This window comes from Actinomadura geliboluensis, assembly GCF_005889745.1.
GTDB lineage: Bacteria > Actinomycetota > Actinomycetes > Streptosporangiales > Streptosporangiaceae > Spirillospora > Spirillospora geliboluensis.
Window position 1 is genome coordinate 20146 of record NZ_VCKZ01000014.1, and the last position, 26522, is coordinate 46667.

At 75.3% G+C, this 26522-nt stretch carries 24 protein-coding genes; 8 read left to right on the top strand and 16 right to left on the bottom strand.

What is annotated here, in order from left to right; translation table 11 throughout:
• Positions 1–30 precede the first annotated feature (30 nt).
• Genes rfbB through ETD96_RS04035 form a run of 7 tightly spaced genes read right to left on the bottom strand, consistent with a single transcriptional unit; the run spans position 31 to position 7875 of the window.
• Positions 31–1059 (bottom strand): dTDP-glucose 4,6-dehydratase, encoded by a 1029-nt coding sequence (gene rfbB / locus ETD96_RS04005; RefSeq protein ID WP_138634206.1) that lies wholly within the window; start codon positions 1057–1059, stop codon positions 31–33.
• Positions 1056–2123 (bottom strand): glucose-1-phosphate thymidylyltransferase, encoded by a 1068-nt coding sequence (locus tag ETD96_RS04010; protein ID WP_138634209.1) that lies wholly within the window; start codon positions 2121–2123, stop codon positions 1056–1058. Before ETD96_RS04010 ends, rfbB begins: the two co-directional genes overlap by 4 nt.
• A 17-nt stretch (positions 2124–2140) precedes the next feature.
• Positions 2141–3367 carry a nucleotide disphospho-sugar-binding domain-containing protein gene (locus tag ETD96_RS47450; RefSeq protein WP_138634212.1) on the bottom strand — a complete coding sequence of 409 codons (1227 nt, stop codon included), beginning with the start codon at positions 3365–3367 and terminating at the stop codon, positions 2141–2143.
• A 14-nt stretch (positions 3368–3381) separates the two neighbouring features.
• Entirely contained in the window at positions 3382–4596 is a 1215-nt protein-coding gene (locus ETD96_RS46415) for a nucleotide disphospho-sugar-binding domain-containing protein (protein WP_138634215.1), read from the bottom strand.
• Positions 4597–4608: 12 nt separating this feature from the next.
• Complete coding sequence (locus tag ETD96_RS04025; RefSeq protein ID WP_171068845.1) at positions 4609–5799, bottom strand: nucleotide disphospho-sugar-binding domain-containing protein; 1191 nt, start codon at positions 5797–5799, stop codon at positions 4609–4611.
• Between the two features lie 23 nt (positions 5800–5822).
• Entirely contained in the window at positions 5823–7049 is a 1227-nt protein-coding gene (locus ETD96_RS04030) for a nucleotide disphospho-sugar-binding domain-containing protein (RefSeq protein WP_138634218.1), read from the bottom strand.
• A gap of 10 nt (positions 7050–7059) precedes the next feature.
• Positions 7060–7875: an NAD-dependent epimerase/dehydratase family protein gene (locus ETD96_RS04035; protein WP_138634222.1), complete on the bottom strand. Its 816-nt coding sequence runs from the start codon at positions 7873–7875 to the stop codon at positions 7060–7062.
• Positions 7876–8064: 189 nt separating this feature from the next.
• Here ETD96_RS04035 and ETD96_RS04040 point away from each other — a divergent pair, with 189 nt between their 5' ends.
• The 3 genes from ETD96_RS04040 (at position 8065) to ETD96_RS04050 (ending at position 11205) form a co-directional block, all read left to right on the top strand.
• Positions 8065–9348, top strand: coding sequence for a class I SAM-dependent methyltransferase (locus ETD96_RS04040; RefSeq protein WP_138634225.1), 1284 nt, complete (start codon positions 8065–8067; stop codon positions 9346–9348).
• On the top strand, positions 9345–10103 hold the full coding sequence (locus tag ETD96_RS04045) for an SDR family NAD(P)-dependent oxidoreductase (protein ID WP_240807186.1): 759 nt from the start codon (positions 9345–9347) through the stop codon (positions 10101–10103). Before ETD96_RS04040 ends, ETD96_RS04045 begins: the two co-directional genes overlap by 4 nt.
• 139 nt (positions 10104–10242) lie before the next feature.
• On the top strand, positions 10243–11205 hold the full coding sequence (locus ETD96_RS04050) for an SGNH/GDSL hydrolase family protein (RefSeq protein ID WP_138634228.1): 963 nt from the start codon (positions 10243–10245) through the stop codon (positions 11203–11205).
• Positions 11206–11238: 33 nt separating this feature from the next.
• On the opposite strand, the gene ETD96_RS04055 is transcribed toward ETD96_RS04050, so the two are convergent.
• Positions 11239–11439: a DUF6059 family protein gene (locus tag ETD96_RS04055; protein WP_138634231.1), complete on the bottom strand. Its 201-nt coding sequence runs from the start codon at positions 11437–11439 to the stop codon at positions 11239–11241.
• A gap of 242 nt (positions 11440–11681) precedes the next feature.
• Here ETD96_RS04055 and ETD96_RS04060 point away from each other — a divergent pair, with 242 nt between their 5' ends.
• The 5 genes from ETD96_RS04060 to ETD96_RS04080 all read left to right on the top strand — a co-directional run bounded on the left by ETD96_RS04060 (position 11682) and on the right by ETD96_RS04080 (position 15077).
• Positions 11682–11903 (top strand): DUF5988 family protein, encoded by a 222-nt coding sequence (locus tag ETD96_RS04060; protein WP_138634234.1) that lies wholly within the window; start codon positions 11682–11684, stop codon positions 11901–11903.
• Between the two features lie 112 nt (positions 11904–12015).
• Positions 12016–12816: a thioesterase II family protein gene (locus tag ETD96_RS04065; protein ID WP_138634237.1), complete on the top strand. Its 801-nt coding sequence runs from the start codon at positions 12016–12018 to the stop codon at positions 12814–12816.
• On the top strand, positions 12813–13589 hold the full coding sequence (locus ETD96_RS04070) for an AfsR/SARP family transcriptional regulator (RefSeq protein ID WP_138634240.1): 777 nt from the start codon (positions 12813–12815) through the stop codon (positions 13587–13589). The genes ETD96_RS04065 and ETD96_RS04070 overlap by 4 nt, the downstream gene beginning before the upstream one ends.
• A 34-nt stretch (positions 13590–13623) precedes the next feature.
• Complete coding sequence (locus ETD96_RS04075) at positions 13624–14865, top strand: cytochrome P450 (protein ID WP_138634243.1); 1242 nt, start codon at positions 13624–13626, stop codon at positions 14863–14865.
• A gap of 14 nt (positions 14866–14879) precedes the next feature.
• On the top strand, positions 14880–15077 hold the full coding sequence (locus ETD96_RS04080) for a ferredoxin (RefSeq protein ID WP_138634246.1): 198 nt from the start codon (positions 14880–14882) through the stop codon (positions 15075–15077).
• A gap of 75 nt (positions 15078–15152) precedes the next feature.
• On the opposite strand, the gene ETD96_RS04085 is transcribed toward ETD96_RS04080, so the two are convergent.
• From ETD96_RS04085 to ETD96_RS44390, 8 genes are all read right to left on the bottom strand, one after another.
• Entirely contained in the window at positions 15153–16229 is a 1077-nt protein-coding gene (locus ETD96_RS04085; RefSeq protein WP_138634249.1) for an alpha/beta hydrolase, read from the bottom strand.
• Positions 16226–16969, bottom strand: coding sequence for a 2-oxo acid dehydrogenase subunit E2 (locus tag ETD96_RS04090; RefSeq protein ID WP_138634253.1), 744 nt, complete (start codon positions 16967–16969; stop codon positions 16226–16228). Before ETD96_RS04090 ends, ETD96_RS04085 begins: the two co-directional genes overlap by 4 nt.
• Entirely contained in the window at positions 16966–17193 is a 228-nt protein-coding gene (locus ETD96_RS04095) for an acyl carrier protein (RefSeq protein ID WP_138634256.1), read from the bottom strand. Before ETD96_RS04095 ends, ETD96_RS04090 begins: the two co-directional genes overlap by 4 nt.
• A complete protein-coding gene (locus ETD96_RS04100; RefSeq protein WP_138634259.1) occupies positions 17190–19103 on the bottom strand; it encodes an HAD-IIIC family phosphatase in 1914 nt (637 codons plus the stop codon). The genes ETD96_RS04095 and ETD96_RS04100 overlap by 4 nt, the downstream gene beginning before the upstream one ends.
• Positions 19100–20137 (bottom strand): 3-oxoacyl-ACP synthase III family protein, encoded by a 1038-nt coding sequence (locus tag ETD96_RS04105; RefSeq protein ID WP_138634262.1) that lies wholly within the window; start codon positions 20135–20137, stop codon positions 19100–19102. The genes ETD96_RS04100 and ETD96_RS04105 overlap by 4 nt, the downstream gene beginning before the upstream one ends.
• A gap of 22 nt (positions 20138–20159) precedes the next feature.
• Positions 20160–21647 carry an FAD-dependent oxidoreductase gene (locus tag ETD96_RS04110; RefSeq protein WP_138634265.1) on the bottom strand — a complete coding sequence of 496 codons (1488 nt, stop codon included), beginning with the start codon at positions 21645–21647 and terminating at the stop codon, positions 20160–20162.
• A 19-nt stretch (positions 21648–21666) separates the two neighbouring features.
• Positions 21667–26184 (bottom strand): type I polyketide synthase, encoded by a 4518-nt coding sequence (locus tag ETD96_RS47455; protein WP_138634268.1) that lies wholly within the window; start codon positions 26182–26184, stop codon positions 21667–21669.
• Between the two features lie 43 nt (positions 26185–26227).
• The coding region (locus ETD96_RS44390) for a hypothetical protein (protein WP_171068846.1) at positions 26228–26522 on the bottom strand (295 nt) is incomplete at its 5' end.

Sequence of the window (26522 nt, forward strand, 5' to 3'; positions counted from 1 at the left end):
GGGGCCTGTCGCTCGTGGCCGGTCCGCCGTTCAGGTGAGGCGGGCGATGGGCCGCGGCCGCGCCGCGCCCGCCGCGCCGTCCGCGCCGTCCGCGCCGTCCGCGCCGGGCTCCCACCACCAGCGGTTGTCGCGGTACCAGTCCACGACGGCGACCAGCCCGTCCGCGAAGGGCACCTCCGGCGCGAAGCCCAGCTCGGTGCGGATCTTGCCGTCGTCCAGGGAGTAGCGCTCGTCGTGCGCCTTGCGGTCGGCGACCCGGCGCACCCGGTCCCAGCCCGCGCCGCACAGGTCGAGCAGCCGCCCGGTCAGCTCCAGGTTGCTCAGCTCCGTGCCGCCGCCGATGTTGTAGATCTCCCCGGCCCGCCCCCGGGTGAGGACGAGGTGGACGGCCCGGCAGTGGTCGGCCACGTGCAGCCACTCGCGGACGTTGTGCCCGTCCCCGTAGAGCGGCACCGACCCGCCGTCCAGCAGGGTGGTGACGAACAGCGGGATGACCTTCTCCGTGTACTGGTAGGGGCCGTAGTTGTTGCAGCACCGGGTCACCGAGACCGCGAGGTCGTGGGTGCGCCAGTAGGCCCGCGCGAACAGGTCGCCGGCGGCCTTGGACGCCGAGTAGGGGGAGTTCGGGGCGAGGAGGTGGTCCTCGGTCCACGACCCGGTCTCGATCGACCCGTACACCTCGTCCGTGGAGACGTGCACGAACCGCTCGACACCGCCGCGGCGGCACGCCTCCAGCAGCGTCTGGGTGCCGACGACGTTGGTCATGACGAACGGCGCCGCGTCGGCCACGGAGCGGTCGACGTGCGACTCCGCCGCGAAGTGCACGACCGCGTCGTGCCCCGGCAGCAGGTCCGCGAGCAGGGGCGCGTCGCAGATGTCGCCCTTCACGAAGGCCAGCCGGGGGCCGTCGGGCGGCAGGTTCCGGCGGTCGCCCGCGTAGGTGAGGCTGTCCAGGACGGTGACCCGCCAGCCGTCCGTGCCCGGGTACCGCCCGCCGAGCAGGTCGCGGACGTAGGCCGATCCGATGAAGCCGGCTCCGCCGGTGACGAGGATCCTCACGCGGGCACCTCCAGTCGGCTGTCGTCGCCCACGATAAGCCGGTGCACGCGCAGCTCGTGGCGGGCGAGGCTGACCGCGGCCTCCCGGCCGATCAGCGAGCCCTTCACCGTGCGCAGGCCGTGCACCGAGGAGCGGTCGAGCAGGATGGAGTCCTCCACGCCCGCGTTCTCGACCAGGCAGCCGGACCCGACGGCGGTGTAGGGGCCGATGTAGCTGTTGACGATCGCGGTGCCGCCGCCGATGATCGCCGGGCCGTCGATCCGGGACGCGATCACGGTGGCGCCGGCCTCGACCACCACCGAGGCGCCGATCTGGGTGAGCGGGTCCAGCCGGCCGCGCACGCCCGGCCGCAGCTTCTCCAGCAGCGCCCGGTTGCAGTCGAGCAGGTCGGAGACGTTCCCGGTGTCCTTCCAGTACCCGGCGCAGACGTGCCCGCGCACGTTCAAGTCGCGCTCCACCAGCCACTGCACGGCGTCGGTGATCTCCAGCTCGTTGCGCCAGCTCGGCGCGATCGCGCGGACCGCCTCGTGGATGGCCGGGGTGAAGAAGTACGCGCCGGTCACCGCGAGGTTGCTGCGCGGCTCGGACGGCTTCTCCTGGAGCCCGAGCACGCGGCCGTCCGTGGCGATCTCCGCCACGCCGTACTCGGTGGGGTCGGCGACCTTCACCAGGACGAGCTGCGCGTCCGGGGACTCGTCCCGGAACTGCGCGACCGGCGCGCCGAGCCCGTCGGCGAACACGTTGTCGCCGAGGTACATGAGGAAGTCGTCGTCGCCGAGGAAGTCCCGCGCGATCAGCACGCAGTGCGCGAGGCCGCGCGGCTCGTCCTGCGGGATGTAGGTGACCCGGACCCCGAGCGACGCGCCGTCGCCGATCGCGGCGGGGATGGCGGTGTGCCCGGCGTTGTGGATGACGCCGATCTCGGTGATGCCCGCGTCCCGCAGCGACTCCAGCCCGTGCAGCAGCACGGGCTTGTTCGCGACGGGGACGAGCTGCTTGGGGGTGCTGTGGCTGAACGGGCGGAGCCGGGACCCGGTGCCGCCCGCGAGTACGAGTGCCTTCATGGTGTGCCCTTTCCTCGTCATGCCGGCGCCGGCGTCCGTGCGGTCTCCGGCCGGATCAGTTCCTCGATGGAGCGGACGGCCGCGGCCGGGGTCGGCTGCGCGTGGATCTCCGCGCGCAGCCCGGCGGCGGCGGTCCGCGCGGCCTCGCCGGACAGCAGTGCGGCGACCGCCGCCCGGACGTTCTCGACGGCCGCCGGGCCCGCGGTCAGGTCGGCCGCGGGCAGGAGGGTCCCGGCCCCAGTGGCGGCGAGACTGTCGGCGTTCAGCACCTGGTCGGGGTGCTGCGGGGCGATCGCCTGCGGGACGCCCAGCGCGGCGGCGGTGAGCATCGCGCCGGCGCCGCCCTGGTGGACGATCGCGTCGCAGGTCCCGAGGAACAGGTGCAGCGGGACCTGCTCGACCACGCGCACGCCGTCCGGGACGTCCCGCAGCAGGCGCCGGTCGGCCGCGCTGAGCGCCGCGACGACCTCGACGTCGAGGGAGGCCAGGGCGCGTAGGACGCTCGGCACCAGGAAGCCGTCCTCGCCGTGCAGCGTCGTCGTGGTGGTGCCCCACGTGACGCACACCCGGGGACGGTCGGCTGAGGTGCGCAGCCAGTCGGGCGCGACGCCGGGGCCGTTGTAGGGGACGTACCGGAGCGGCAGCCGGTTCGGCATGCCCGGGACCTGCACCGATTCGGGGCAGGGGTCGAGGTGGCGCAGCGCGAAGTCCGCGCGCGGCTCCACCCCGTACCGGTCGTAGATGTCCAGCAGCCGCGGCGGCCACCCGGCCCGCGGGTCGCCGTCGACCGGCGCGCCGCTGCCGGGGTATCCGAGGTGCCGGGTGAGGTCGGGGCCGAACAGGTGGCGCAGCAGCGGGACGTCCAGCCGCCCGGCCACCACCGGCGCCATCGAGGCCAGCGGGTCGGCCACCACCAGGTCGGGCCGCCACGCCTCGGCGAAGGCGACCAGGTCGGCGGCCAGCGCCCCGGCGGCGCGGGCGAACTCGTCGAGCCGCGCCTCGTTGCGCCGGGCGGCCTCGGCGGCGGGCAGCGTCCCGAGCCGGACGCCGCGCGCGTTGGCGGCGACCGAGTCGAAGCCGCCGCCCGCCGGGACGGCGATCATGCCGGACCGGGCGACGGCGTCGAGGACGGGCGCCTCGCCCGCCACCCGCACCTCGTGCCCGGCGGCCCGGAACGCCCAGGCCGTCTGCACCTGGTGGAAGTAGTGGGTCGGTACCGATAACGGGATGAACAGCACCCGCATGGTTCTGCCTCCTTTCAGTACGGCCGTTCCGGCGGGTCCTCCACCAGCCGTTCGAGCCGCGCCGCGACCTGCGCGGGGGACGGCTGGGACCGGACGTCGACGCGCAGGGCGGCGGCACGCGCGCGCGTCTCGTCCTCGAACAGCACGGCCGCCATTGCCGCCTTGACCTCCTCGGGCTCGGCGGCGCGGGGCGGCAGCGCGATGCCGACGCCCGCGCCGGCGATCTGCTCGGCGTTGAGCGCCTGGTCGGTGCTCTGCGCCGACACGACCTGCGGGACGCCGAGCGCGGCGGCGGTGAGCATGGCCCCGCCGCCGCCGTGGTGGAAGATCGCGTCGCAGGTCGGCAGCAGCAGGTGCAGCGGGAGCTGCTCGGCCACCCGCACGCCGGGCGGCGGCTCGCCGAGCCGCGCCCGGTCGGTGGCGCTGAGCGCGGCGACGACCTCCACGTCCAGCGCGGCCAGCGCGGCGAGGATGCCCGGCGCCTCGAAGCCGGCCTCGCCGCGCAGCGACGCGTTGACCGTCCCCCAGGTCAGGCACACCCGGGGGCGCCCGCGCGGGCGGCGCAGCCACGCGGGCTCCTCGCCGGGGCCGTTGTAGGGCACGTACCGCATCGGGAGCCGGTTCGGCACGCCGGGGAGTTGCAGCGCGCCGGGGCAGGAGTCGACGGTGCGGACGGCGAAGTCGGCGCGCGGCTCGACGCCGTGGGCGTCGAACAGCCGGACCAGCGGGGCGGGCCACGCCTCGCGGACGTCGCCGTCGACCGGGGCGCCGCCGCCGGGGAAGCCGAGTCGCCGCGTGAGGTCGGGCCCGAACAGGTTCCGCACCAGCGGGACGCCCAGCGGCTCGCTCACCAGCGGCGCGAAGGTCGCCATCGGGTCGGCCACCACCAGGTCGGGCCGCCACCGCCGGGCGAACCCGGCGAGGTCGCCGGTCAGCTCCGCGACGGCCCGGGCGTAGCGCTCCAGGCCCTCCCGGTTGCGGCGGCGGAACTCGCCGGGCGCCATCCGCTCCACCGGCTGGTCCCGGGTCACGGCGGACATCTCGCTGATCAGGTCGTAGTCGCCGCCCACCGGGACGGCGGTCAGGCCCGACCGCAGGACCGCGTCGGCGACCTGCGGCTGCCCGGTGGCGATCCGGACCTCGTGCCCGGCCGCCCGCAGCGCCCAGGCCAGCGGCACCTGGTGCAGGTAGTGGCTCGCCATCAGGAAGGGGACGAACAGGACGCGCATGGTCGCCTCCCGTCAGCCGGCGAGCTCGTCGAGGGACGCCGCGACCTCGGCGGGCGAGGGCTGCTCGTGGATCTCCGCGCGCAGCTTGTCCGCCGCCGCGCGCGGGCCGTCCGAACCGAGCAGCGCGGACAGCGCGGTCACGGCGTCGGCGGCGGTGCAGGTCTCCGGCAGCAGCGCCGCCGCGCCCGCGCCGGCGAGCGCGCGCGCCATCGGGTAGTCCTCCGGCTCGGGATGCAGCAGCTGCGGCACGCCTGCGTACAGCGAGGCCAGGACGGTGCCGGCGCCGCCGTGGTGCAGGATCGCGGAGCAGGTCGGCAGCAGCAGGTGCAGCGGCAGCTGCGCCACCACCCGCACTCCGGCGGGCGGCTCGCCGAGCAGTTCGCGGTCCCTTTCCCGCACGGTGACGACGACCTCGGCGTCCAGTTCGGCGAGCGCGTCGAGCAGGTCCCGGTCGAGCAGGCCGCCGCCGTCCCGGACGCCGGTCACGACCGTGCCCGTCGTCACCGCGATCCGCCGCCGGTCCGCCGGGCGGCGCAGCCACTCGGGGACGGTGCCGGCGCCGTTGTACGGCACCGCGCGCACCGGGATCCGGTCGGTCACCTCGGGCGCCTGGAGGCTGCCCGGAAACGGGTCCACGTGGTGCGCCGCGTAGCGGGCCCGCGGCTCGACGCCGTGCCGCTCGAACAGCTCCCGCAGGTGCGGCGGCCAGATCTCCGGCGGCACCCCGGCGCCGGGCGCGCCGAACCCCCACAGGTGGTGCAGCAGCGGCGCGCCCACCGGCTCGGACGCCAGCGGCGCCGCCAGCGCGAGCGGGTCGGACACCACAAGGTCGGGCCGCCACCAGGCGGCGAACGCGGCCAGGTCGTCCGCCACGTCCCGCGCGGTGTCGATGAGCACGCCGAACCGCTCGATGTTCACCCAGGTCAGGTCGTCCGGCGAGAGGCCGGTCTCCTCCCCGGCGTCGATGCCGCGCGGCATGCGGCCGATCCGCTCCTCGATCCGGCGCTGGGACGCGGTCGCGTTGGCGGCGAAGTCGTACCCGCCGCCGACCGGGACCGCGATCATGCCGGAGCCGGTGACGGCGTCCGCGGTGGCCGGCTGGACGGCGACCCGGACCTCGTGCCCGGCCGCGCGGAACGCCCAGGCGAGCGGGACCATGTGGAAGTAGTGGGTGGGGGCGAGCGGGGTGAACAGGACGCGCATGGTGTCTCTCGCTTCCGGTGGGGTCAGCAGATCGGTTCCCGCAGGGCCGCGACGACCTCGGCGGGCGAGGGCAGCGCGCGGATCTCGGCGCGCAGCCGGTCCGCGGCGGCGCGGTGCCCGTCCGCCGCCAGGACGGACGCGGCGGCGGCGGCGATGTCGTCGACTCCGGCGCGGTCCGCGCGCAGCGCGACGCCCGCCCCGGTGCCCGCCATCCGCTCCGCCTCGAAGGTGTTGTCGGGCACCTGGGTCACGGCGACCTGCGGGACCGCGTGCCAGGCGGCGGTCATCACGTTGCCCGCCCCGCCGTGGTGGACGATCGCGGCGCAGCCGGGCAGCAGCAGGTCGAGCGGCATGTCGGTGACCACGCGGGCGTTGCCCGGCAGGTCGCCGAGCCGGCCGCCCGCGCCGCTGCGCACCGCGATGAGGATCTCCACGTCGAACCCGTCCAGCGCGGAAAGGATGCGCTGGACGAGGGTCTGTGTCGAGCCCGGGACCGTCTTCTCGCTGAGCGTGCCGAGTGTGACGCACACCCGCCTCCGCTCGGGCGGCCTGGTCAGCCAGCCGGGCAGGACGCCGCTGTCGTTGTAGGGGACGTAGCGCATCGGGACGCGGCGCGGGATGCCGGGCACCTGCATGCTGTCCGGGCACGGGTCGACCGTCCGGGCCGTGTAGTCCTCGCGGATCTCGACCCCGAACCGGTCGAACAGTGAGCGCACCACGTCCGGCCAGTCCGCCACGGGCATGTTGCGGCCGGGATAGGGGACCTGCGATCCGGTCCACGGCCCGTACAGGCAGCGGACGAGCGGCGCCCCGACGGTCTCGGCGACCAGCGGCGCGGTGAGCGCGGCGTGGTCGGCGACGACCAGGTCGGGCGTCCAGTGCCGGGCGAGGTCGAGCAGTTCGGCGGCCATGGCCTCGGCCGCCCGCACGTGCGGCAGGTACCGTGCCTCGTCCACCTCGCGCAGCACCTCGGGCGGCAGCGTCGCGGCGACCCGCCGGGCCTCCTCGATGCTCGCCGGAAGGCGGCCCAGGTGCCGGCGCACCACCTCCATCAGGTCGGTGGCGTGGCCGCCGAAGTCGTAGGAGCCGCCGACCTCGACGGCGACCATCCCCGACCGCGCCACCACCCCGGCGACGGACGGCTGGGCGGCCACCCGCACGTCGTGCCCGGCCGCGCGGAACGCCCACGCCAGCACCACCTGCGGGAAGTAGTGGGTGGCCCCGGCCAGCGGGACGAACAGGACGCGCATGGTGGACCTCTCAAGCCGGGGGACGGGTGGCGGCGAGGCCCTCGACGGGCCCCGGGGGCGGCGGCGCGGCGGCCCGCAGGAGGGTGCCGATGTGCCGGTCGATGACGGCGCGGTGGTAGTCGGGCCCGAAGCCCATGCGTCCCGCGGCGGGGACCAGCCGCAGCAGCTTGGCGGTGCTGACCGCCTGCACCGACGCCGCGTCCACCCAGCGCCGGCGGGCCGGGGCGGCCGCCTCGCGGTGCCGCAGGTGGTGCTCCAGGCGGTCGACGATGTCCTCGATGGCGGCGGCGTGCCCGGAGGCGACGTTGACGGTCTCCCCGGCGACGCCCGCGCGCAGCAGCGCGTCGATGATCGCCACGGCGTCCGCGATGTCGATGAGGTCGCGGCGGGAGCCGCGGTACACCGTGACCTCGCCCGCGCGGAGCGCGCCGAGCAGCCCGATCAGCAGCTGCCCGGTCTGGTGCGGGCCGACGGCGTGCGCCATCCGCAGGACGAGGTGCCGCACGCCCGACTCCCGCACCGCGTCCTCCAGCCCGAGCTTGTGCCGGCCGAACGGCTCGGGGGCGGGCGGCACGGCGTCCTCCCGCCCCGGTACGCCGTCGCCGCCGTAGAGGCTCGCCGAGGCGGTGGAGAGGAAGACCAGCGTCCGGCCCCGCCGCGCGCAGTCCGCCAGGGTCCGGTGCACCAGCCGGGCTTCGCGGCGGTACTCCGCCTCCGCCGCCGTCCTGGTCCGGGCCACGCCGGCGGCCAGCACGGTCACTCCGGGGTGCGCCGACGCGATCGGCTGCAGGTTCCGCGCGAAAAAGCCGCGCCCGATGATCTCCATGGGCCTGGGGAGCTCGTTTCCGGTTCGGCGCTCTGGACGGGGCAGAGCCTGGCGAGCCGTACTGAAGGCCGCTTAAAGCGCCCCGCCGAACTGCGGCTTTAGGAGCGCGCAGCCGGCAGCAAACCGGCGCCGCTTACGGTTCCGGCACGCCGAACAAGCGGCGGCCGAAGACACTGGAGAGGTCCGGAGATGAGTGCGAGCGACAGTGCGCGGCGGGTCACCGAGTGCCGGGTGTGCGGAGGGTCCGACTGGCAGGAGGTCGTCTCCTTCGGCCCGGTGCCCCTGGCCAACGGCTACCTCGACCCGGCGGACTCCTACGACGGCGAGCCGCGGTTCCCGCTCGACGTGATCTCCTGCCGGTCGTGCCGGCTGATGACGCTGACGCACGTCGTGGACCCGGAGGTGCTGTACCGCGACTACTCCTACGTCACGTCCACGTCCGACACGATGGGGCGGCACATGCGGTTCGTCGCCGAGCTGTGCCGGGAGCGCTGGGAGATGCCCGCCGGCTCGTTCGTGGTGGAGGTCGGCAGCAACACCGGCGACCAGCTCATGATCTTCCAGGACGCCGGGATGCGGACGCTCGGCGTGGACCCGGCGCGCAGCCTCGCCGAGGTCGCCGCCGGGCGCGGCGTCGAGACGCTGCCGGAGTTCTTCTCCGCGGACACCGCCGCGGACATCGCCGACCGGTACGGCGAGGCGCGGCTGATCCTCGGCCGGCACGTGTTCGCGCACATCGACGACGTGGCGGGCATCGCGGCCGGGGTGCGGCGGCTGCTGGAGCCGGCGGGCGTGTTCGCCATCGAGGTGCCGTACGCGCTCGACATGCTGGAGCGCACCGAGTTCGACACCATCTACCACGAGCACCTCTCGTACTACGCGGTCGGGACGCTGGCGACGCTGTTCGAGCGGCACGGCCTGCGCGTGATCGACATCGAGCGGATCTCGGTGCACGGCGGCTCGATCCTGGTGTTCGCCGGCCACGCCGACGGCCCGTGGCAGCCGCGTCCCGCGGTCAAGGAGCTGATCGCGCTGGAGGAGCGGCAGGGGCTGTACGACGACGCCGCCTACCGCGCCTTCGCCGCTCGGACCGAGGGCGTCGTGGAGTCGCTGACCGCGCTGGTGCGGGGGCTGCGGCTCGGCGGCGGCCGGATCGCCGGGTACGGGGCGCCCGCCAAGGGCAACACGCTGCTCTCGGTCTGCGGGCTCGGCCCCGGCGACCTGGAGTACTGCATCGACACCACGGACCTGAAGCAGGGCAAGGTGCTGCCCGGCAGCCACATCCCGGTGCGTCCGCCGGAGTACGCCGAGGAGCACCCGCCGACCCACTTCCTCCTGCTGGCCTGGAACTACGCCGAGGAGATCCTCCACAAGGAGCGGGCCTTCCTGGAGAAGGGCGGCAAGTTCATCGTGATGCACCCGGTGCCGTCGATCGTCTCCGCGGACTCGCTGCCCGCGGCCGCCCGCACGTGAGCCGGGCCCTGCCGGGGGAGGCGCTGGCGGGACGGACGGTCGTGGTGACCGGCGGCGGTACCGGCATCGGCCGGGCCGCCGCCCGGATGTTCGCCGCCGAGGGCGCCGACGTCCTGGTGGTGGGCCGCACCGAGGCGCGGTTGAAGGAGACCGCCGCGGGCCGGACGGGGATCCGGGTGCTGGCCGCCGACGTCGCCGCGCCGGACGCGCCCGCCGCGATCGTCGCGGCGGCGGTGCGCGACTCCGGCCGCCTCGACGTGCTGGTGAACAACGCGGCGATCACCCGGCCCGCCCCGCTCGGCGAGATCGACCGCGGCCTCGCCGAGGCGCAGCTCGCCACCAACCTGCTCGGCCCGCTGATGCTGACGCAGCGGGCCGTCCCGCACATGCCGCGCGGCGGCGCGGTCGTCAACGTCACCTCCAACCCGCCGATGCGCGGCTGGCCGGCCAACTCCGTCTACGGCGCGACCAAGGTCGCGCTGGACTTCCTCACCCACACCTGGGCGCGCGAGCTCGCCGCCGCGGGGATCAGGGTGGCGTCGGTGGCGCCGGGCCCGACCGACACGCCCGTGCTGCTGCACGCGGGCTTCTCCGAGGAGCAGATCGAGCGGCGGCGGAGCGGCAACACCATCCCGCTCGGGCGGCTCGGCACCCCGGAGGAGATCGCCTGGTGGATCGTCAACGCCGCCCGCCCGGAGGCCGCCTTCCTCACCGGGGCCGTGATCCGGGTGGACGGCGGCACGAGCATCTGCTGACCCGCCGCGTACGACGAAAGTCCCGCCGGGCCCCACTTTCGGTGCTGCGCGCGCCCCTCCTTGGCGGCTTCCCCGGGCCCGGCCGCGCGGGTGGACTTGAGGCGGCGGACCGGAGGCCACCCAGAAGGAGCGATCCCCCGTGCCAAGAAGGAGACCGGGAACGATCGGCTCGGCCCTGGCGGTGCTGGCCGCCGTCGTGGCGGCGGCCGTCGCACTGGACACGCTGCCCGAGGCGGGCAGGCCCTCGATGCGGACCGTCGCCCCCGAGTCCGTCGCCACGGCCGGCGCCTACGTCGCGCTGGGCGACTCCTACTCGGCCGGGGTCGGCCTTGCGATCGCCGAGGCGGACGCGGTGCCCGACGACGGGTGCCACCGCAGCAGCGCGGCGTTCTACCACACGGTGGCGAAGTCCTTCCGGTTCCCCGGCGGCACGTCGCTGTGGGCCTGCTCCGGCGCGACCGTCCCCGACCTGCTCCACGGCAAGGACGGCCGGCCGCCCCAGGTCGGCCGTGTCGGCGCCGGGACGAGCCTCGTGACGGTCAGCGTCGGCGGCAACGACGTGGGCTTCACCAAGGTCCTGACGCGGTGCATGGTCGAACCCCTGATGGGCGGCTGCCGGCACCAGGGCGGGCAGATCGCCGACCGGCTCGCCACGCTGCGCCGGACGCTCCCGACGCTGCTGTCCGCCGTCACCGCGCGGGCGCCCTCCGCCCGCGTGCTGGTGGTCGGGTATCCGCGCATGTTCGCCCCGTCCCCGAAGGACGACGTGGCGACGATGGGCCGCGACGACCAGCGGTGGCTGAACGAGCGCGGCGGCGAGCTGGACGCCGTGCTGCGGCGGAGCGCCGCCGACGCCGACCGCGCCCTGCGGGCGGCCGGGCGGAAGGGGAGCGTCGAGTACGTGGACGCCTTCGACGCGTTCGCCGGCCACGAGCTCGGCACGCCCCGCCCCTACGTCAACGGGCTGAAGTTCAAGCTGCTGGACATGGCCGCCGAGCTGCGCAGCTTCCATCCGAACGCGGCCGGGTACCGGCGCCTGGCCGACCTGGTGATCCGGCAGGTCCGGACCGGCCCCGGCAGGCCGTTCAAGCGCGCCCGCTGACCGGCCGGGCCGGTCAGCCGGGCCGGTCGGGCGTCACCGCAGGCCGAGGTCGTCCCAGAGCAGCCGCTCGACGTCGGTCGGGGCGTCGCCGCACGCCCGCTCGGGGTGCCAGCCGGGCGGCCCGAACGGCTCGGGCGGCCCGCCGGGACGCCGCGGGGAGGGGATCGGGTAGCCCATCGCCATGCCGCAGCAGTAGCCGATCTCGAGCATGGCGGCGGCGAGCACGGACCTCATCCGGGGCCGGGTGCGTCGTCGTTCGCGGGACACCTGCCGGTCTCCTCTCGGGCGGAACGGATCCCCTATTGCGCACCGCCGCGCTGAATTCTCGCCAAAGCCGCGCCAATCGGGGTCCGGGATACGGGTCCGGCTAGGGGGGACCGCGCCGCGATAGGGGCCGGGTTACGGGTTTTTGCCGGGGCCCCGCTCATTCACCATTGAGATCTGGACCCGCCGTCTTGTCGAGGAAGGAAACTGAGATGCCCGAGCAGGAGAACGCCATGGACGTGGTGCTGATCGGCGGCCCGGCCGACATTCCGGCCGACGCCCGGATCCGCCGGGCCGCGCCCCGCGACCGCAAGATCAAGATCATGCGGCGCGGCGGCTACGAGCATTTCGAGCTGGTGGAGCAGGCCGCCGCCGGGCCGGACCCGAAACCGGCGGTCTTCCATTGGACGATGCGTACAAAAATCGCCGAGTAGGGCTAGGGGCGGGCGGCCCGCCGAATAGGGGAGAGCTAGGGGTATTTGCCGCGGCCGACCGATTCCTATGCTCGGTCGAGAAAGGCCGATGGGCACGATGAAAGGGCTCCCGATGTCTGCAGCCGAGACCGTGGACGACCGCTGGATACGGCGGTTCCACCCGTGCTCGGACAGCGGCGCCCGGCTGGTGTGCTTTCCGCACGCGGGCGGGTCCGCGTCGTACTACTACCCCTTCTCGCAAACCCTGGCGCCCGGGATCGAGGTGCTGACGGTGCAGTACCCCGGGCGGCAGGACCGCCGGCACGAGCCGCCGCTGACCGACGTCCGGCGGATCGCCGCCGGCGCCGCCGCGGCGCTGGAGCCGTGGCTCGGCGGCGGCTCCACCGGCCCGGTCGCGTTCTTCGGCCACAGCATGGGCGCCGTCGTCGCCTACGAGACGGCGCTGCTGCTGCGGGACCGGACGGGCTGGGAGCCGGCGCGGCTGTTCGCGTCGGGGCGGCGCGCGCCGTCCCGTCCCCGCGGCGGCGACGTGCACACCCGCGACGACGCGGGCCTCGTCGCCGAGCTGCGCCGGGTCGGCGGCACCGACGAGCGGTTCCTGGACGACCGGGAGCTGCTGGCCGCGATCCTGCCGGTGACGCGGGCCGACTACCGGGCGATCGAGACCTACGCCTGGTCGCCGGTCCCGCCGCTCGGCTGCCCGGTCACCGCGCTGACCGGGGACGCCGACCCGCAGACCACCGCCGAGGAGGCGGCGGCCTGGCGGGAGCACACCACCGGCCCGTTCGAGCTGCGGGTCTTCCCCGGCGGCCACTTCTATCTGGATGCCCAGCGCGCCGCCGTCGTCGGCGCCGTCCGCGCCGTCCTGCCGGACGGGCGGCCGACCCGGTTTGTGGAGGAGAACGCTTCATGAGGTACGAACTGCTCGGCCCGCTGCGCGTCGTGGACGCCGACGGCGCCGTGTCCGCGATCAGCGCCCGCAAGATCGAGGCGGTGCTGGCCGCCCTGCTCATCCGGTCCGACCAGATCGTCGGGCTGGACCAGCTGATCGGCGAGATCTGGGGGGACCGGCCGCCGCGCCGGGCGACCGCGGGCCTGCACGTCTACATCTCCCAGATCCGCAAGTTCCTGCACCGCGCGGACCGCGAGGGGAGCCCGGTGGTGACCCATCCGCCGGGGTACGTGCTGCGCGTCGGCTCCGACGAGCTCGACTTCCACGCGTTCCTGCGGCTGATGAACCAGGGCCGCTCGCACGCCCGCGACCGGCGGCACCCGCAGGCGGCGGAGTGCTTCGAGCAGGCGCTCGGGCTGTGGCGTGGACCGGTCCTCGGCGGGCTGCTCAGCGGCCCCATCGTGGACGGCTTCGTGACGTGGATGAGCGACGCCCGCATGGAGTGCCTGGAGATGCTGAACGACGCCCAGCTCGAACTCGGGCGGCACCGGGAGCTCGTCGGCCGGCTCTACTCGCTGATCACCGAGCACCCGCTGCGGGAGGCGTTCTACCGGCAGCTCATGCTCGCGCTCTACCGCTCGGAGTGCCAGGCCGAGGCCCTCAAGGTCTTCCAGGTCGCCCGGCGGACGCTGAACGAGGAGCTGGGGCTGGAGCCGTGCCGCGCCCTGCAGGACCTGCAGCGCGCCATCCTCACCGCCGACGACCAGCTGGAACTGTACGCGGCCGCGGTCTGACCCGGCCCGCCGCGCCCCGACGAAGTGGGAGATCATGACTGAGAGCCTCGTCTCCGAGCCCCCGGCCCCGGCCGAGCCGCCCGCCTTCCCCGAGGCGCGGGGGTGCCCGATGGACCCGCCCGACCGGTACGCCGAGTACCGGGCGCGGGAGCCGGTCAAGAAGATCACGCTGCCCACCGGGCGGACCGCCTGGCTCGTCCAGGGGCACGAGCACGTCCGGCGGATCCTCAACGACCCGCGGGTCAGCGTGGACCGGCTCACCGACGGCTACCCGCACCTGGTCGAGATGAACCCGCAGGCGCTGGCCCTGCTCGGGAAGATCAACAACTCGCTGATCGGGCTGGACCCGCCGCGGCACACCCTGCACCGGCGCATGATGATCAACGAGTTCACGGTCCGCCGGTTCCGCTCGATGCGGCCGGTCGTGCAGCGGATCGTGGACGAGCGGATCGACCGGATGCTGGCGCAGGGCCCGCCGGTGGACCTCGTCCAGGCGCTGTCGCTGCCGGTGCCGTCCCTGATGATCTGCGGGCTGCTCGGCGTCCCCTACGAGGACCACGACTTCTTCGAGGGCAAGACCCACGTCATCCTGGACCGCACGTTCACCACCGAGCAGCGCATCGCCGCGTTCCTCGAACTCATGGGGTACATGGACGAGCTGGTCACGTCCAAGGAGCGGGACCCGGGCGACGACCTGATCGGCCGGCTGGTGGTGAAGTACCGCGACCAGGACGCCTACGACCACGAGCACATGCTCGGCCTGGCCATGCTGATGCTGATGGCCGGGCACGAGACCAGCGCGAGCATGATCTCGCTGGGCACGCTCGCCCTGCTCCAGCACCCCGACCAGCTCGCGCTGCTCAAGCGCGACCCGGGCGTGACGCCCCGTGCCGTGGAGGAGCTGCTGCGGTACTGGAGCATCGCCGACATCGCCAGCGGGTCGCGGGTCGCCACCGCCGACATCGAGATCGCGGGCCAGGTCATCCGCGCCGGCGACGGTGTGGTGGCGCTGCTCAGCGGCGCCAACCGCGACCCGGAGGTGTTTCCGGACCCGGCCGAGCTCTCACTGGAGCGCGGCGCCCGGCACCACGTCGCGTTCGGCTTCGGCATCCACCAGTGCCTCGGCCAGAACCTCGTGCGGCTGGAGCTGGAGATCGTGTTCAACACGCTGTTCGCCCGCATCCCGGACCTGCGCCTCGCGAAGCCGCTGGAGGAGCTGGAGTTCAAGGACGACGCAAGCATCTACGGCGTCCACGAGCTGCCGGTCGCCTGGTAGCGGAGGGGGCCGGCATGAGGATCGCCATCGACCGGGACAAGTGCATCGGGTCGGGCATGTGCGTGCTCACCGAGGACACCGTGTTCGACCAGAGCGACGAGGACGGCCGCGTCCTGCTGCTGAACGAGCGGCCTGGGGACGACCTGGCCGACGAGGTGCGGTACGCCGTCAAGTGGTGCCCCGGACGCGCGCTCACGCTCATCGAAGACTGAACGGGAACACGAAGGAGGGCGGCCCCGCCGTGGGGCCGCCCTCCTTCGTGTTCGAGAACCGCTCGCGTTCGGGGTTCAGTTGCCGGGGAGCGCGCCGCGCAGCCGGGCGGCCCGCCACAGCAGGTCGAACACGGCCCGCTGCGGAAGCCCGGCCCCGCTCATCCGGACCAGCTCACGCAGGCACCACAGCTGGGTCTCGACGGTGTGCGCGGGCGAGCCGTGCACGTCGTCGTGCACGAGCATGCGCAGGTCGCGGACACGGGAGGGCAGCCGCGCAGCCTCGGCGGGCGGGATGATCTCGTCCCGGGAGCTGGCCACGTACCGGACGGGGACGGCCAGCTCGGCCAGCTCCGCGTCGCTCAGCGCGAACGTGGCCAGTTCGCCGCCGAGTTCGTCGGCCGGTACGCCCGCCATGTGGGCGAGGGTGTCCATCGTGATGCGCGGGACGCGGGGCCGCCAGGCCGTGTCGGTGAAGAACTCCCGCACCGGCGCGCCCGTCGTTATGACGCCCCTGATCCGCGAGTCGTCCAGCGCCGCGCGCAGCGCCATGTGCCCGCTGAAGCTCAGCGTCATGGCGTAGGCGCGGGACGCGTCGGCGCGGCCGGCCACCGCGTCCAGCACCGCGGACAGCATTCGCGGGCTCTTGGCGTCGTACCGCAGCGTGTTCTCGCCGGTGCCGGGCATCTCGGTGACGATGCCCGCCATGCCGAGCCGCCCGACGCGGGCGAGCACGGGCGCCCACTGCTCCTTCACGGTGACGATCCCGCCCATGATGACCAGCACGGGACGCGGCCGGTCGGCGGACAGCCCGGCGGTCCAGCAGCGCACCAGGCCGCCGGCGGTCTCGACGTCCAGCCGCTCCACCCCGGCGGGCCTGGCCTGCTCGAACGCGGCGGTGCAGCGCTCCAGCGCCCGCTGCCGGGCGGGCCCGTCCACGTAGGGGAAGCGGGCCATGGCGTAGGCGCGGCACGCGTCCATCACGCGCCCTTCGGCGCCCAGCCGCTCGGCCGCCGCCGACCATTCGCCGACCCAGGAGCCGGGGGCGTCCCCGTCGTCGGTCTCGATGCGCGCCAGCACCTCCCGGTAGCCCGGGAGGTTCCCGCTGCGCGCGTGGACGACCGCGAACCGCTTCAGTTCCGCGACGTCGTTCATGGGGAGACCGCCTCCAGTCCGTCCTTGATCTCGGCGAGCACGTCGGCGGCCTCCGCGCCGTCGATCACCCGGTGGTCGAAGGTGAGGCTCAGCCGCATCACCGGGGCGACGGCGACCGCCCCGTCCCGGACCACCGGACGGTCCGCCACCCGCCCGACGCCCAGCGTCACGGCGGTGCCGCCGTAGGAGTGGAAGGCGTCCACGGGCCGGTGCCCCAGCGAGGTGACCGCGACGGTGCCGAACACCGCCGGGCGGCGGCCGAGCGGCCCGGTCACCGCGCGGTACAGCAGCGACCCGGCGGGCCACGGCAGCCGGTGCAGCAGCCGCGCGCCCGCGAACTCGGGCGCGGTGCGGGGGTCGGCGTCCCGGATCCGGTCGATCTCGTCCTGGATCCGGTCGAGGCCGGCGGTGTCGAGGTCGGGCAGCAGCGCGGCGAGCACGACCCGGTGGCCGTTCAGCGTCCGGTCGAGGGTCAGCTTCCCGGTCACCGACGGGTAGCGCGCGACGCGCGGCCAGGGCCCGCCGCTGATCGCGGCGTTGGCCTCCGGGTGGTTCGCCAGGACGCGGCCCGCCGTCCGCAGCACGTACGCGACCAGCGAGTACTTGCGGGCGGTCTCGCGGTGCCGCAGCACGCCGCCCATGTCCACCTCGATGTCGAGGTACACCGGCGCGGCCGGACGGACGGCGCGCAGGAAGTGCAGGGTGTGCCGCCGCTCGCGGGCCACGGGCGCGGTGGTCATGTGCCGACCGCCAGTGCGTACACGTCCCGCAGGCTGGTGGCCTCCAGCATCTCGGGCAGCGGCACCCGCCGCCCGGTCCGCCGCTCCACGGCGGCGAGCAGCGCCAGCATGTGCAGCGAGTCCCAGCCGGCCAGCTCGTCGAAGTGCCGCCCGGCCTCCTCCGCCGTGACGGGCAGGCCGAGTTCCTCCTCCACCAGGAGCATGAAGTCGTCGATGGTGTTCAACGGGGGTCCCCCTCCAGGTCCGCTTCCAGGTCCGCGGTCAGCTCCAGATGCCCCGGCACGCCGACGATCTCGGCGAGGTCGTGCCGGAAGGTCCGCGGCCACGGCCCGTCCACGGCCGGCGCGAAGCCGTACCGCGGGTACAGGTCGGCGACCTTGGCGTTCCGGGGGCTCTCCCGGTACCCGGCGAGGACCGCGCGGGCGCCGGTCGCGCGCGCGTGCCGCAGCACCGCCGCCAGGCACGCCTGTTCGAGGCCGCGGGCGAACACCCGGCAGCTCAGCAGGAAGTTGTCGATGTGCAGCTCGTCGCCGTCCCGGCGCAGGAACAGCGCGCCGACCAGGCCGTTCTCGCCGAACCGGTCGCCGCTGCGCAGGGTGAGGACGAGCGCGTCCGGGTCGTCGGCGAACGCCCGCACCTCGGGCCGCTGCAGCCGCCGGGTCGTGAGGTTGAACTGGTTGGTGCGCAGGGTCAGCTGCGCGACGCGGGCGGCGTCCTCGTCCCGCATCCGTTCCAGCCGCGCCCGCACCCCGAGCTCGCGCAGGTAGTCCTCGATGGAGTCGAAGGTGTCGAGGAAGTCCTTGCGGTCGAGCTCCGCGCGGTAGCGGGCCGCGCGGGCGCGGTCCTCGGCGGTCAGCTCCAGGACGTCGAACCACCCGTCGTACAGCAGCCGCTCCATGTGGAGGGCGGGCTCGCCGTCGATGTCGACGACGGCGGTGCCGGGCAGCGAGTGCCGGACGAGCCCGCGCTCGTAGGGGCTGTCGTCCACGAAGACGAAGGAGTCGGCGCCGACGTTGAGTGCGGCGGCCAGCTCGGTGAGCGCCTCGGGCTTGGGCCGCCAGCTCGCCGCGACGCGGACGAAGTCGTCCTCCCGCAGCGTCATCCCCGGATGGTCGCGGAGCATCGCGCGGACCGGTTCCGGGTCGTTCTTGCTGACCGCCGCGAGGAGCGGGCCCTGCGACCCGAGCTGCTTGACCACCCGCTGGAAGGCGGTGAACGCCTCGCCGCGGTAGCCCTCGGAGACCGCCAGGCCCTCCGGGCCGTCCTCGCCGAGGACGCCGCCCCACAGGGTGTCGTCGAGGTCCAGGGCGAGGCACTTCTTCGTCCGGCCGGCCAGATGCCGGGCCAGGTGCCCGAGCTCGCGGGCGTACCTGCCGAGCAGCTCGGCCGACAGGTGCGCCTTGGCGTACAGGCTCAGCCGGACGTCGTCGGCGGGATGCCCCTCGGCCACGAGCGGGTCGAGGTCCACGACGGCGACGGACGGGTGCTCCTCGGCCAGCCGCAGCAGCCCGATGTTGAACTCGCGCCAGCGCACGCCGAGTCCGGCGCGGGAGGCGTGGTCGACCAGCTGGGCCCGGTACCGCTGCGGCAGCGGGACGGTGTTGAACACCAGCGTCCCCCGGCCGGTCTCCTGGTAGCGGGCGGCGAGGCGGCGCAGTTCGGCGAGCCGCCCGGCGGCGGCCTCGGCGACGTCCTCGACCCGCCACGGGACGTGCAGCCGCCCGAAGACGAGGTCGGCGTCGAGCACGCACACCACCAGGTCCGGGTCGGCGGCGTACAGCTCGCTCTCCGGGTCGCCGAGCGCGAACACGTGCCCGTCGTACTCGGTCACATGGGGCCGCATCAGCAGGCCGTGCCGCGCGAGCTGCCCGGTCAGCGCCGGGACGAGCGCGGCGAGCGTGCCGTGCCCGGTGACCGCGACGGTGACGGCCCGCACCCCCGGGTGGGCGCCCGCCACCGCGGCCGGGTCGAGCCGGGCCAGCAGCCGCCCCGCCGAGGCCAGCTCCTCGTCGGACAGGCCGTCCAGCAGCCGGACGGCCGCCGGGAAGCGGTCCGCGAGCTGACCGTCGCGGTGCAGGCGCAGCAGCTCCGCGTGCGCCGGCGGGGCGCCGTCCAGCCGGCCTTCTCCGGTCATCCGGCCTTCTCCAGGGCGAAGCCCGCCTTGATCCACTTGCTCGACTCCACCGCGACGCCGACGACGCGGTCGCCCTCCGCGAGCTGCGGCAGGACCCGTTCGAGCTGGAAGAACGGCAGCGCGTTGCCGGTGTTGCCGGTCTCGGCGACGCAGTTCACCTGGCCCGCGCCGGGCAGGTCCAGCGCCGCCGCGATCCGCTCGGTCATCCGGCCGGAGAGCTGCGGCGGCAGCAGCCGGTCCACGTCGGTCTCCGCCCAGCCGAGCTCCTCCAGGATCTCTTCGAGGATCTCCACGGCCATCTTCGGCACGGACTCCTCGATCGCCTTGTAGTCCTCGCTGAGCGGCTGCCGGCCGGAGTCCCGGTCGCCGCGCCCGAACCACTCCACGATCTGTCCGGGCTCCCGGTTGAGGCCGGTCAGCCGGACCATCGTGTGGCGCAGCACGGCCGAGCCGGGGCCGGGTTCGGTGGACAGCACCGCCGCGCCCGCCCCGTCGCCGAACAGCACGCCGTTGACCTGCTCGGCGTGCGGCAGCGCGGCCGCGTCCACGGTGAGGTCCATGTGCTTGGCGCAGGTGTCGGCGCCCAGCACCAGCGCGGTGCGGTACGCGCCGGTGCCGAGCAGCCGCCGGGCCAGCTCCAGCGCCTGGACGGCACCGCTGCACCCGGACTGCAGCTGGTAGGTGGGGATCTGGTCGATGCCGAGCCGGTCGGCGACGACGTTGACGGTGCCCGGCATCAGCCGGTCCGGCGACGACGTGCCGAGCACCATCAGGTCGATCTGCGACGGCCGCGTCCGCGCCGCCGACAGCGCCCGCAGCGCCGCCGTCTCGCCGAGGTCGGCGAGGGTGTGCCGGATCTCGCCGGTGTCGAGGTCGAGGGCGAAGTGACGGGTGCGGATGCCGATGAAGGAGTCGATCCACTGCTCCCAGACCGGCGGCATGCCGAACCGGCGGGTGAGGGCGGCGTTGTCGACCGGCGGGCCGGGGAGCGCCGTGCCTACCCCGAGCAGGTGGACGTCGGGACCGTTCGTCATGCCCCCATCGTCGGACGCGGGGCTAAAGACGCCCTTGCGCGCCGGCGGGGACCGGGTCGCCGAACCAGGCGGCGAGGGCGTCGCGGAGCCCGGCCGCGCCGCCGTCCCCGGCCGCCCACGCGACCCTCCCGTCCGGGCGCAGCAGCAGCGCCGTCGCGTCGATCTCGGCGGACGGCGCGGCGCGGACGACGTCGACCCGGCCGGCCCAGCCCGCGGCCTCCTCGGCGAGCGCGCCGCCGTCGCCGAGGACCAGCAGCACCCCGCGCGCGGCGTGCAGCGTCCCGGCGAGGCCGATCCCGCCGGACGCGGTGGTGAGCGGCACGTCGGGCAGCCGGTCGCCGACGAGCGGGTGGTCCGGCCCGAACGCGTAGCGGACGTCGCGGGCCGCCGCCATGTCCACCAGGAACTCGTTGACCTGGGGCAGCTCGACGAGTTCGGCGAACAGCTCGCGCAGCGGCGCGATCCGGTCCATCGGGTGCATGAGCGCCGACTGCGCCAGCGTCGTGCGGCGCGCGCGGGCCGCCACCGGGTGCCGCTCGGCCTCGTAGGTGTCCAGGAGCCCGGCCGGGGCGTCGCCGCGCAGCGCGGCGGCCAGCTTCCAGGCCAGGTTGACGGCGTCCTCGACGCCGGTGCTGAGCGCCTGCCCGCCGAGCGGGAAGATCACGTGCGCGGCGTCCCCGGCGAGCAGCACCCGCCCGTCCCGGTAGCGCTCGGCCTGGCGGGTGCGGTGCCCCCAGCGGGCGAGCCAGTGCGGTTCGGGGAGGTCGAGGTCCCGGCCGGTGAGCCGCCGGGCGGCGTCCCGCAGCTCGGCGACGCCGGCCGGGGCGGCCGCGTCCGCCGGCTCGACGCCGAACTCGCCGGTGGAGACGCGCAGCACGCCGGGGGCGGACGGCGCGACGGTGAACATGCCGCGGTCGAGCTGGTGCGCGCCGAACCAGGCGGACAGCGCGTCGGTGGCCGGCAGGTCCCCGGTGATGCCGTGGAACGGCAGGTCCTCGCCGGGGAAGCCGATCCCGGCGAGTGACCGGACGGTGCTGTCGGCGCCGTCGCAGCCGATCAGGTAGGCGGCGCGGACCGGCTCGTCCTCGGCGCCGCCGGACGTCCGCACCCGCACGGTCACCCCGGTGCCGTCCTGGCTCAGGCCGACGACCTCCGTCCCGCGCCGGACCTCGATGCCGAGTTCGGCCGCGCGCTCCTCCAGCCTGCGTTCGAGCCGCGCCTGCGGGACGATGAAGTTGTTCTCGCGGCGCCCGGTCAGCCGGGCGGGGTCCAGCGGGATGTGCGCGAAGTGCGCGGCGGGCCACGACAGGCCGTGGGGGCGCAGCCCGTCCATGAGGCCGCGCTGGTGGAGCAGTTCCACGACGGTCGCGTTGATGGCCATGCCCAGCGCGTCCCGCCGCGGTTCGGGGGACCGCTCCAGCACGACCACCTCCACCCCGGCGACGCTGAGCTCGCAGGCCAGCATCAGGCCGACGGGCCCGGCTCCGGCGACGGCGACTGCAGGACTCATGGCGGTGTTCCTTCCGTTGTCAGTGCTCTTCGGCGGCGACCGGGCCGGCGGCGCCGAGCTGCGCGCTCAGCCGCCGCGCGAGGGCCGCCGGGGTCGGGTCGTCGTACACCTGGACCGGCGGGAGGCTCAGCCCGGCCGCGCTCAGCCGGTTGCTCAGCTCCAGCGCGGTGAACGAGGAGAAGCCGAGGTCCAGCAGGTTGCCGTCGGCCTCGATCTCGGCGGCGGACGGCAGGCCGAGCACGGCGGCGGCGTGCCCGCGCAGCAGCTCGGTGAGGATCTCCCGGCGCTCGGCGTCCGGCGCCGCGGCCAGCCGTCCGGCCAGTTCGGCGTCGGGCGTCACGGCGGTGGCGTCGGCGACGCGCCGCGCCTCCGGGACGTCGCGGACCAGCGGCGCGGGCCGCTCGGCGGTGAGCGCGGGGAGCAGGAGCGGCCAGTCGAGGTCGGCGACCAGCACGGTGGCGTCGGCGGACGCGGCGTCCTCCAGCACGGTCATCGCCTGGTCGGGGACGACGGGGTTCAGCCCGCGGGCGCGCAGGACGTCGGCGGCGGGATGGCCGTCCCAGGGCCCCCACGCGACGGCGAGGGCGGGTGCGGACCGGGCCCGGCGGCGCCGTGCCAGCGCCTCCGCGAACGCCTGGCCGGGGGCGGTGCCGCCGAGGCCGGGGCCGCCGAGGACGGCGTCGGCGGAGCAGAGGACCACGAACGCGTCCACGTCGCCGGCCAGTTCGTCGAGGTTGGCCGCCGCCCGCACCGCCGGGTCGTCCATGCCCCGGCCGGCGGCCTCCGCCGCGACGTGCACGACGGCGGTCACCGGATGCTCGGCGAGCAGCGCGGCGAGCGCGTCGCGGTCCGCGGGGTCGCAGTCCACGGCCGTGCCGGGGCCGTCCGGGTCGGCGCCGCCCGTCACCAGGACGCGTTCGGCGCCGTGTGCGGCCAGCCAGCGCGCCGCCGCCGCGCCGAGCGCGGTGCCGCCCCCGGTCACGAGCACGGTGCCGCTGGGACGCCAGCCGCCTTCGCCGTGCCCGAGCCGGGTGCGCAGCAGCCTGCGGCCGAACACGCGGTCGTCCCGCACTGCGACCTGGTCTTCGCCGGACGCGCCTGCCAGCACCGCGGCCAGCCGCCGCCGTGCGGCGGGGCCGGGCTCGGCGGGTAGGTCGACCAGACCGCCCCAGTGGCGCGGCCATTCCGCGGCCAGGACGGGGCCCAGGCCCCACAGCGCTGCCTGGTCGGGCGCGGTGAGCGGGTCGTCGTCGCCGACGGAGACCGCGCCGCGCGTCAGCACCCAGAGCGGCCCGCCCAGCCCGGCCGGTTCCAGCGCCGCCGCGAGCCGCGCCGCGAGGTCCAGGTCGGGCGGGCAGAGGATCCCGGGCCCGGAGGCCCCGGTGGTCCCGGCCGCGCGGCGCAGCCGTCCGGCCAGTTCGTCCGCGTCGGCTCCGGCGGGCAGCGGCACGGCGGTCACCTCGGCGCCGTGCTCGGCCAGTGCTTCGGCCGCCGCCGCGACGAGCGGGTCGGCCGCGCTGTCGCCCGCGTTCTCGGGGACGACGGCGAGCCACGCGGCCGTCCGGGCCGGGGCCGGGACGTCGGGCAGCGGGGTCCAGCCGATCCGGTAGCCCCAGTCGCGCCGCCTGCGGAACGCCGACAGCGCGGGGAGCAGCGACTCCAGGGCGCCCCGCTGCCCGCCGGACAGCTGGAGCCGGTCCGCGAGCCCGCCCAGGTCGCCCTTCTCGACCGCGTCCCAGAAGCCGTGCTCGTCACCGGGCCGCGCCGGGGCGGCCGGGTCGAGCCGGTACCGCCGCCGCTGGAAGGCGTAGGTCGGCAGCGCGATGCGGCGGGGCGGCTCACCGGGGAACCACGTCGACCAGTCCACCGGATGCCCGGACACGTGCAGGTGGGCGAGGGCGGTGAGCGCGGTCCGCGGCTCGGGCCTGCGCGCCCGCAGCACCGGTGCGAGCGCCGCGGGCGGCGCGTCCAGGCACTCCTGGACCATCGCGGTGAGCACGGCGTCCGGCCCGACCTCCAGGTAGCGCGTGACGCGCCGGTCGTGGAGCGTGCGGACGCCGTCGGCGAAGCGCACCGTCCGCCGGATGTGGTCGGCCCAGTAGGCGGGGGAGCACAGCTGCTCGTCGGTGGCGATGTCGCCGGTCACGTTGGACACGACCGGGATCGCGGGCGGGCTCATCGGGATCTCCCCGGCGGCCTTCCGGAACTCCGCGAGGATCCCGTCCATGTGCGGGGAGTGGAAGGCGTGGCCGACGCGGAGCCTGCGGGTGCGGCGGCCTTCGGCCTTCCACCGCGCGGCCAGCTCCAGCACCGCGCCCTCGTCCCCGGAGACGACGGTCGCGGCGGGGCCGTTCACCGCGGCGATCGCGATCTCGTCCTCCCGCCCGGCGATGGCCGCCGTGACGGCGTCGGCGGGCGCGCGCACCGCCACCATGGCGCCGGCGGCCCGCGCCGAGCCCATGAGGCGGCCGCGCAGCGCGACCAGGCGGCAGGCGTCGGCGAGCGTGAACACCCCGGCGGCGTGCGCGGCGGCCAGCTCGCCGATCGAATGCCCGGCCAGGTAGTCGGGGCGGACGCCCCACGACTCCAGCAGCCGGAACACGGCGGTCTCCACCGCGAACAGCGCGGCCTGGGTGTACTCGGTGTGGTGCAGCGCGTCGTCGTCTGAGCCGCCGTCGGAGTCGCCGAAGACCACGTCCTTGAGTGGCCGGTCGAGGTGCGCGTCGAAGTGCTCGCAGGCCGCGTCGAAGGCACGGGCGAAGGCCGGGGCGGTCTCGTACAGCTCACGGCCCATGCCGGGACGCTGGCTGCCCTGCCCGGTGAACAGGAACGCCAGCTTGCCGCCCGGCACGGCCCGTCCCTGGACGAGTAGCGGATGCGGTTCACCGCGTCCGAGGGCGCCGAGCCCGTCGCGGAAGTCGTCGGCGCGGTCCGCGATGAGGACCGCGCGGTGCTCGAACGGCGTGCGCGTCGCCGCGAGGGCGTGCCCGACGTCCCGGACGGGCGCGTCCGGGAGTTGCGCCGCGAGCCGGGACGCCTGGTCGCGCAGAGCCTGCCCGGTCTTGGCCGAGACGAGCCAGGGGAGCACGCCCGGCATCGGGGCGTCGCTGACGTCGGCGTCCGCTGCTTCGGCTTCTCGCTCCTCGTCCTCGGGAGGGGCTTCGAGGATGATGTGGGCGTTGGTGCCGCTGATCCCGAAGGACGACACCCCGGCCCGGCGGGGCCGTCCGGTGTCGGGCCAGGGGGCGGCCTCGGTGAGGAGGGAGACCGCGCCCGCCGTCCAGTCGACGTGCGGGGACGGTTCGTCCACGTGGAGCGTCTTGGGCAGGACGCCTTCCCGCATGGCCATGACCATCTTGATGATCCCGGCGATGCCTGCGGCGGCCTGCGTGTGCCCGATGTTGGACTTGATGGACCCGAGCCGCAGGGGTTGGTCGTCCGGCCGGTCCTGCCCGTAGGCGGCGAGGAGGGCCTGGGCTTCGATCGGGTCGCCGAGCGTGGTGCCGGTGCCGTGGGCTTCGACGGCGTCCACGTCGGCGGGCCCCAGCCCGGCGTCGGCGAGCGCCGCCCGGATCAGCCGCTCCTGGGACGGCCCGTTCGGTGCGGTCAGCCCGTTGCTGGCGCCGTCCTGGTTGACGGCGCTGCCGCGGATCACCGCGAGGATCGGATGGCCGCCCGCCCGGGCGTCCGAGAGCCGCTGCAGCACGACGATCCCCGCGCCTTCGGACCAGCCCGCGCCGTCGGCGGCGGCGGAGAAGGACTTGCAGCGGCCGTCCGGCGAGAGCCCGCGCTGCCGGCTGAACTCGATGAAGACCGTGGGGGTGGCCATGACGGTGACGCCGCCCGCGAGCGCGAGGTCGCATTCGCCGTTCTGGAGCGCCTGCGCGGCGAGATGCAGGGCGACCAGCGAGGACGAGCAGGCCGTGTCGACCGTGACCGCCGGGCCCTCGAACCCGAACGTGTAGGCCACCCGGCCGGACGCGACGCTGCCCGCGCTGCCGTTGCCGAGCAGGCCCTCGAACCCGTCGGGGACGTGGTGCAGGAGCCGCGCCGCGTAGTCCCCGTACATGACGCCCGCGAAGACGCCCGTCCGGGAGCCGCGCAGCGACGCCGGGTCGATCCCGGCCCGCTCGACGGCCTCCCACGCGGTCTCCAGCAGCAACCGCTGCTGCGGGTCGATCGCGAGGGCCTCGCGCGGGCTGATGCCGAAGAACGCGGGGTCGAAGTGGTCGGCGTCGTACAGGAACCCGCCCTCGCGCGCGTACGTCGTGCCGGCATGGTCGGGGTCCGGGTCGTACAGCGCCGGCAGGTCCCAGCCCCGGTCGGCGGGCAGGCCCGAGACCGCGTCGGTCTCCTCGGCGACCAGCCGCCACAGCTGCTCGGGCGACCGGACGCCGCCGGGGTAGCGGCAGCTCATCGCCACGATCGCGACCGGCTCGCGGCGGCCCGCCTCGGCGTCCCGCAGCCGCTCGCGGGTCCGGTGCAGGTCGGCGGTCACCCAGCGCAGGTAGTCGAGGAGTCGCTCTTGGCTCGGCATCCGGCATCAGCCCCAGAACTGGTGGTGTGGTCGGCCCGGCCGGTCAGGACCGGCCGAGTTCCCGGTCGATGAATTCCAAGATCTCGTCGGCGGAGGCCGCCTGGATGCGGTCCGCGACCGCGGCGGGCTCGGCCCGTTCCGTGCCGCCCCACTTGGCCGCGAGGGCGTGGAGCCGGGCCGGCACCGCGGGGTCGGCGCCGCCCGCGCGGTCGGCCGGCGCGGCGGCGAGCGCCCGTTCCAGCTCGTCCAGCGCCGCCAGCACCGGGTCCTGCGGGACGGCGGGCTCGGCGGGCGCGAGCCGTTCCCGCAGGTGGGTGGCGAGTGCGGTGGCGGTGGGG

Coding starts and splice junctions, on each gene's coding strand:
- ETD96_RS04040 (WP_138634225.1), top strand. CDS start 8,065: ATGAGTGCGAGCGACAGTGCGCGGCGGGTCACCGAGTGCCGGGTGTGC.
- ETD96_RS04085 (WP_138634249.1), bottom strand. CDS start 16,229: ATGAACGACGTCGCGGAACTGAAGCGGTTCGCGGTCGTCCACGCGCGC.
- ETD96_RS04075 (WP_138634243.1), top strand. CDS start 13,624: ATGACTGAGAGCCTCGTCTCCGAGCCCCCGGCCCCGGCCGAGCCGCCC.
- ETD96_RS04030 (WP_138634218.1), bottom strand. CDS start 7,049: ATGCGCGTCCTGTTCGTCCCGCTGGCCGGGGCCACCCACTACTTCCCG.
- ETD96_RS47455 (WP_138634268.1), bottom strand. CDS start 26,184: ATGCCGAGCCAAGAGCGACTCCTCGACTACCTGCGCTGGGTGACCGCC.
- ETD96_RS46415 (WP_138634215.1), bottom strand. CDS start 4,596: ATGCGCGTCCTGTTCGTCCCCTTCCTGATGGCGAGCCACTACCTGCAC.
- ETD96_RS04080 (WP_138634246.1), top strand. CDS start 14,880: ATGAGGATCGCCATCGACCGGGACAAGTGCATCGGGTCGGGCATGTGC.
- ETD96_RS04060 (WP_138634234.1), top strand. CDS start 11,682: ATGCCCGAGCAGGAGAACGCCATGGACGTGGTGCTGATCGGCGGCCCG.
- ETD96_RS04070 (WP_138634240.1), top strand. CDS start 12,813: ATGAGGTACGAACTGCTCGGCCCGCTGCGCGTCGTGGACGCCGACGGC.
- ETD96_RS04055 (WP_138634231.1), bottom strand. CDS start 11,439: ATGAGGTCCGTGCTCGCCGCCGCCATGCTCGAGATCGGCTACTGCTGC.
- ETD96_RS47450 (WP_138634212.1), bottom strand. CDS start 3,367: ATGCGGGTGCTGTTCATCCCGTTATCGGTACCGACCCACTACTTCCAC.
- ETD96_RS04025 (WP_171068845.1), bottom strand. CDS start 5,799: ATGCGCGTCCTGTTCACCCCGCTCGCCCCCACCCACTACTTCCACATG.
- ETD96_RS04100 (WP_138634259.1), bottom strand. CDS start 19,103: ATGACCGGAGAAGGCCGGCTGGACGGCGCCCCGCCGGCGCACGCGGAG.
- ETD96_RS04035 (WP_138634222.1), bottom strand. CDS start 7,875: ATGGAGATCATCGGGCGCGGCTTTTTCGCGCGGAACCTGCAGCCGATC.
- ETD96_RS04110 (WP_138634265.1), bottom strand. CDS start 21,647: ATGAGTCCTGCAGTCGCCGTCGCCGGAGCCGGGCCCGTCGGCCTGATG.
- ETD96_RS04065 (WP_138634237.1), top strand. CDS start 12,016: ATGTCTGCAGCCGAGACCGTGGACGACCGCTGGATACGGCGGTTCCAC.
- ETD96_RS04105 (WP_138634262.1), bottom strand. CDS start 20,137: ATGACGAACGGTCCCGACGTCCACCTGCTCGGGGTAGGCACGGCGCTC.
- ETD96_RS04090 (WP_138634253.1), bottom strand. CDS start 16,969: ATGACCACCGCGCCCGTGGCCCGCGAGCGGCGGCACACCCTGCACTTC.
- ETD96_RS04010 (WP_138634209.1), bottom strand. CDS start 2,123: ATGAAGGCACTCGTACTCGCGGGCGGCACCGGGTCCCGGCTCCGCCCG.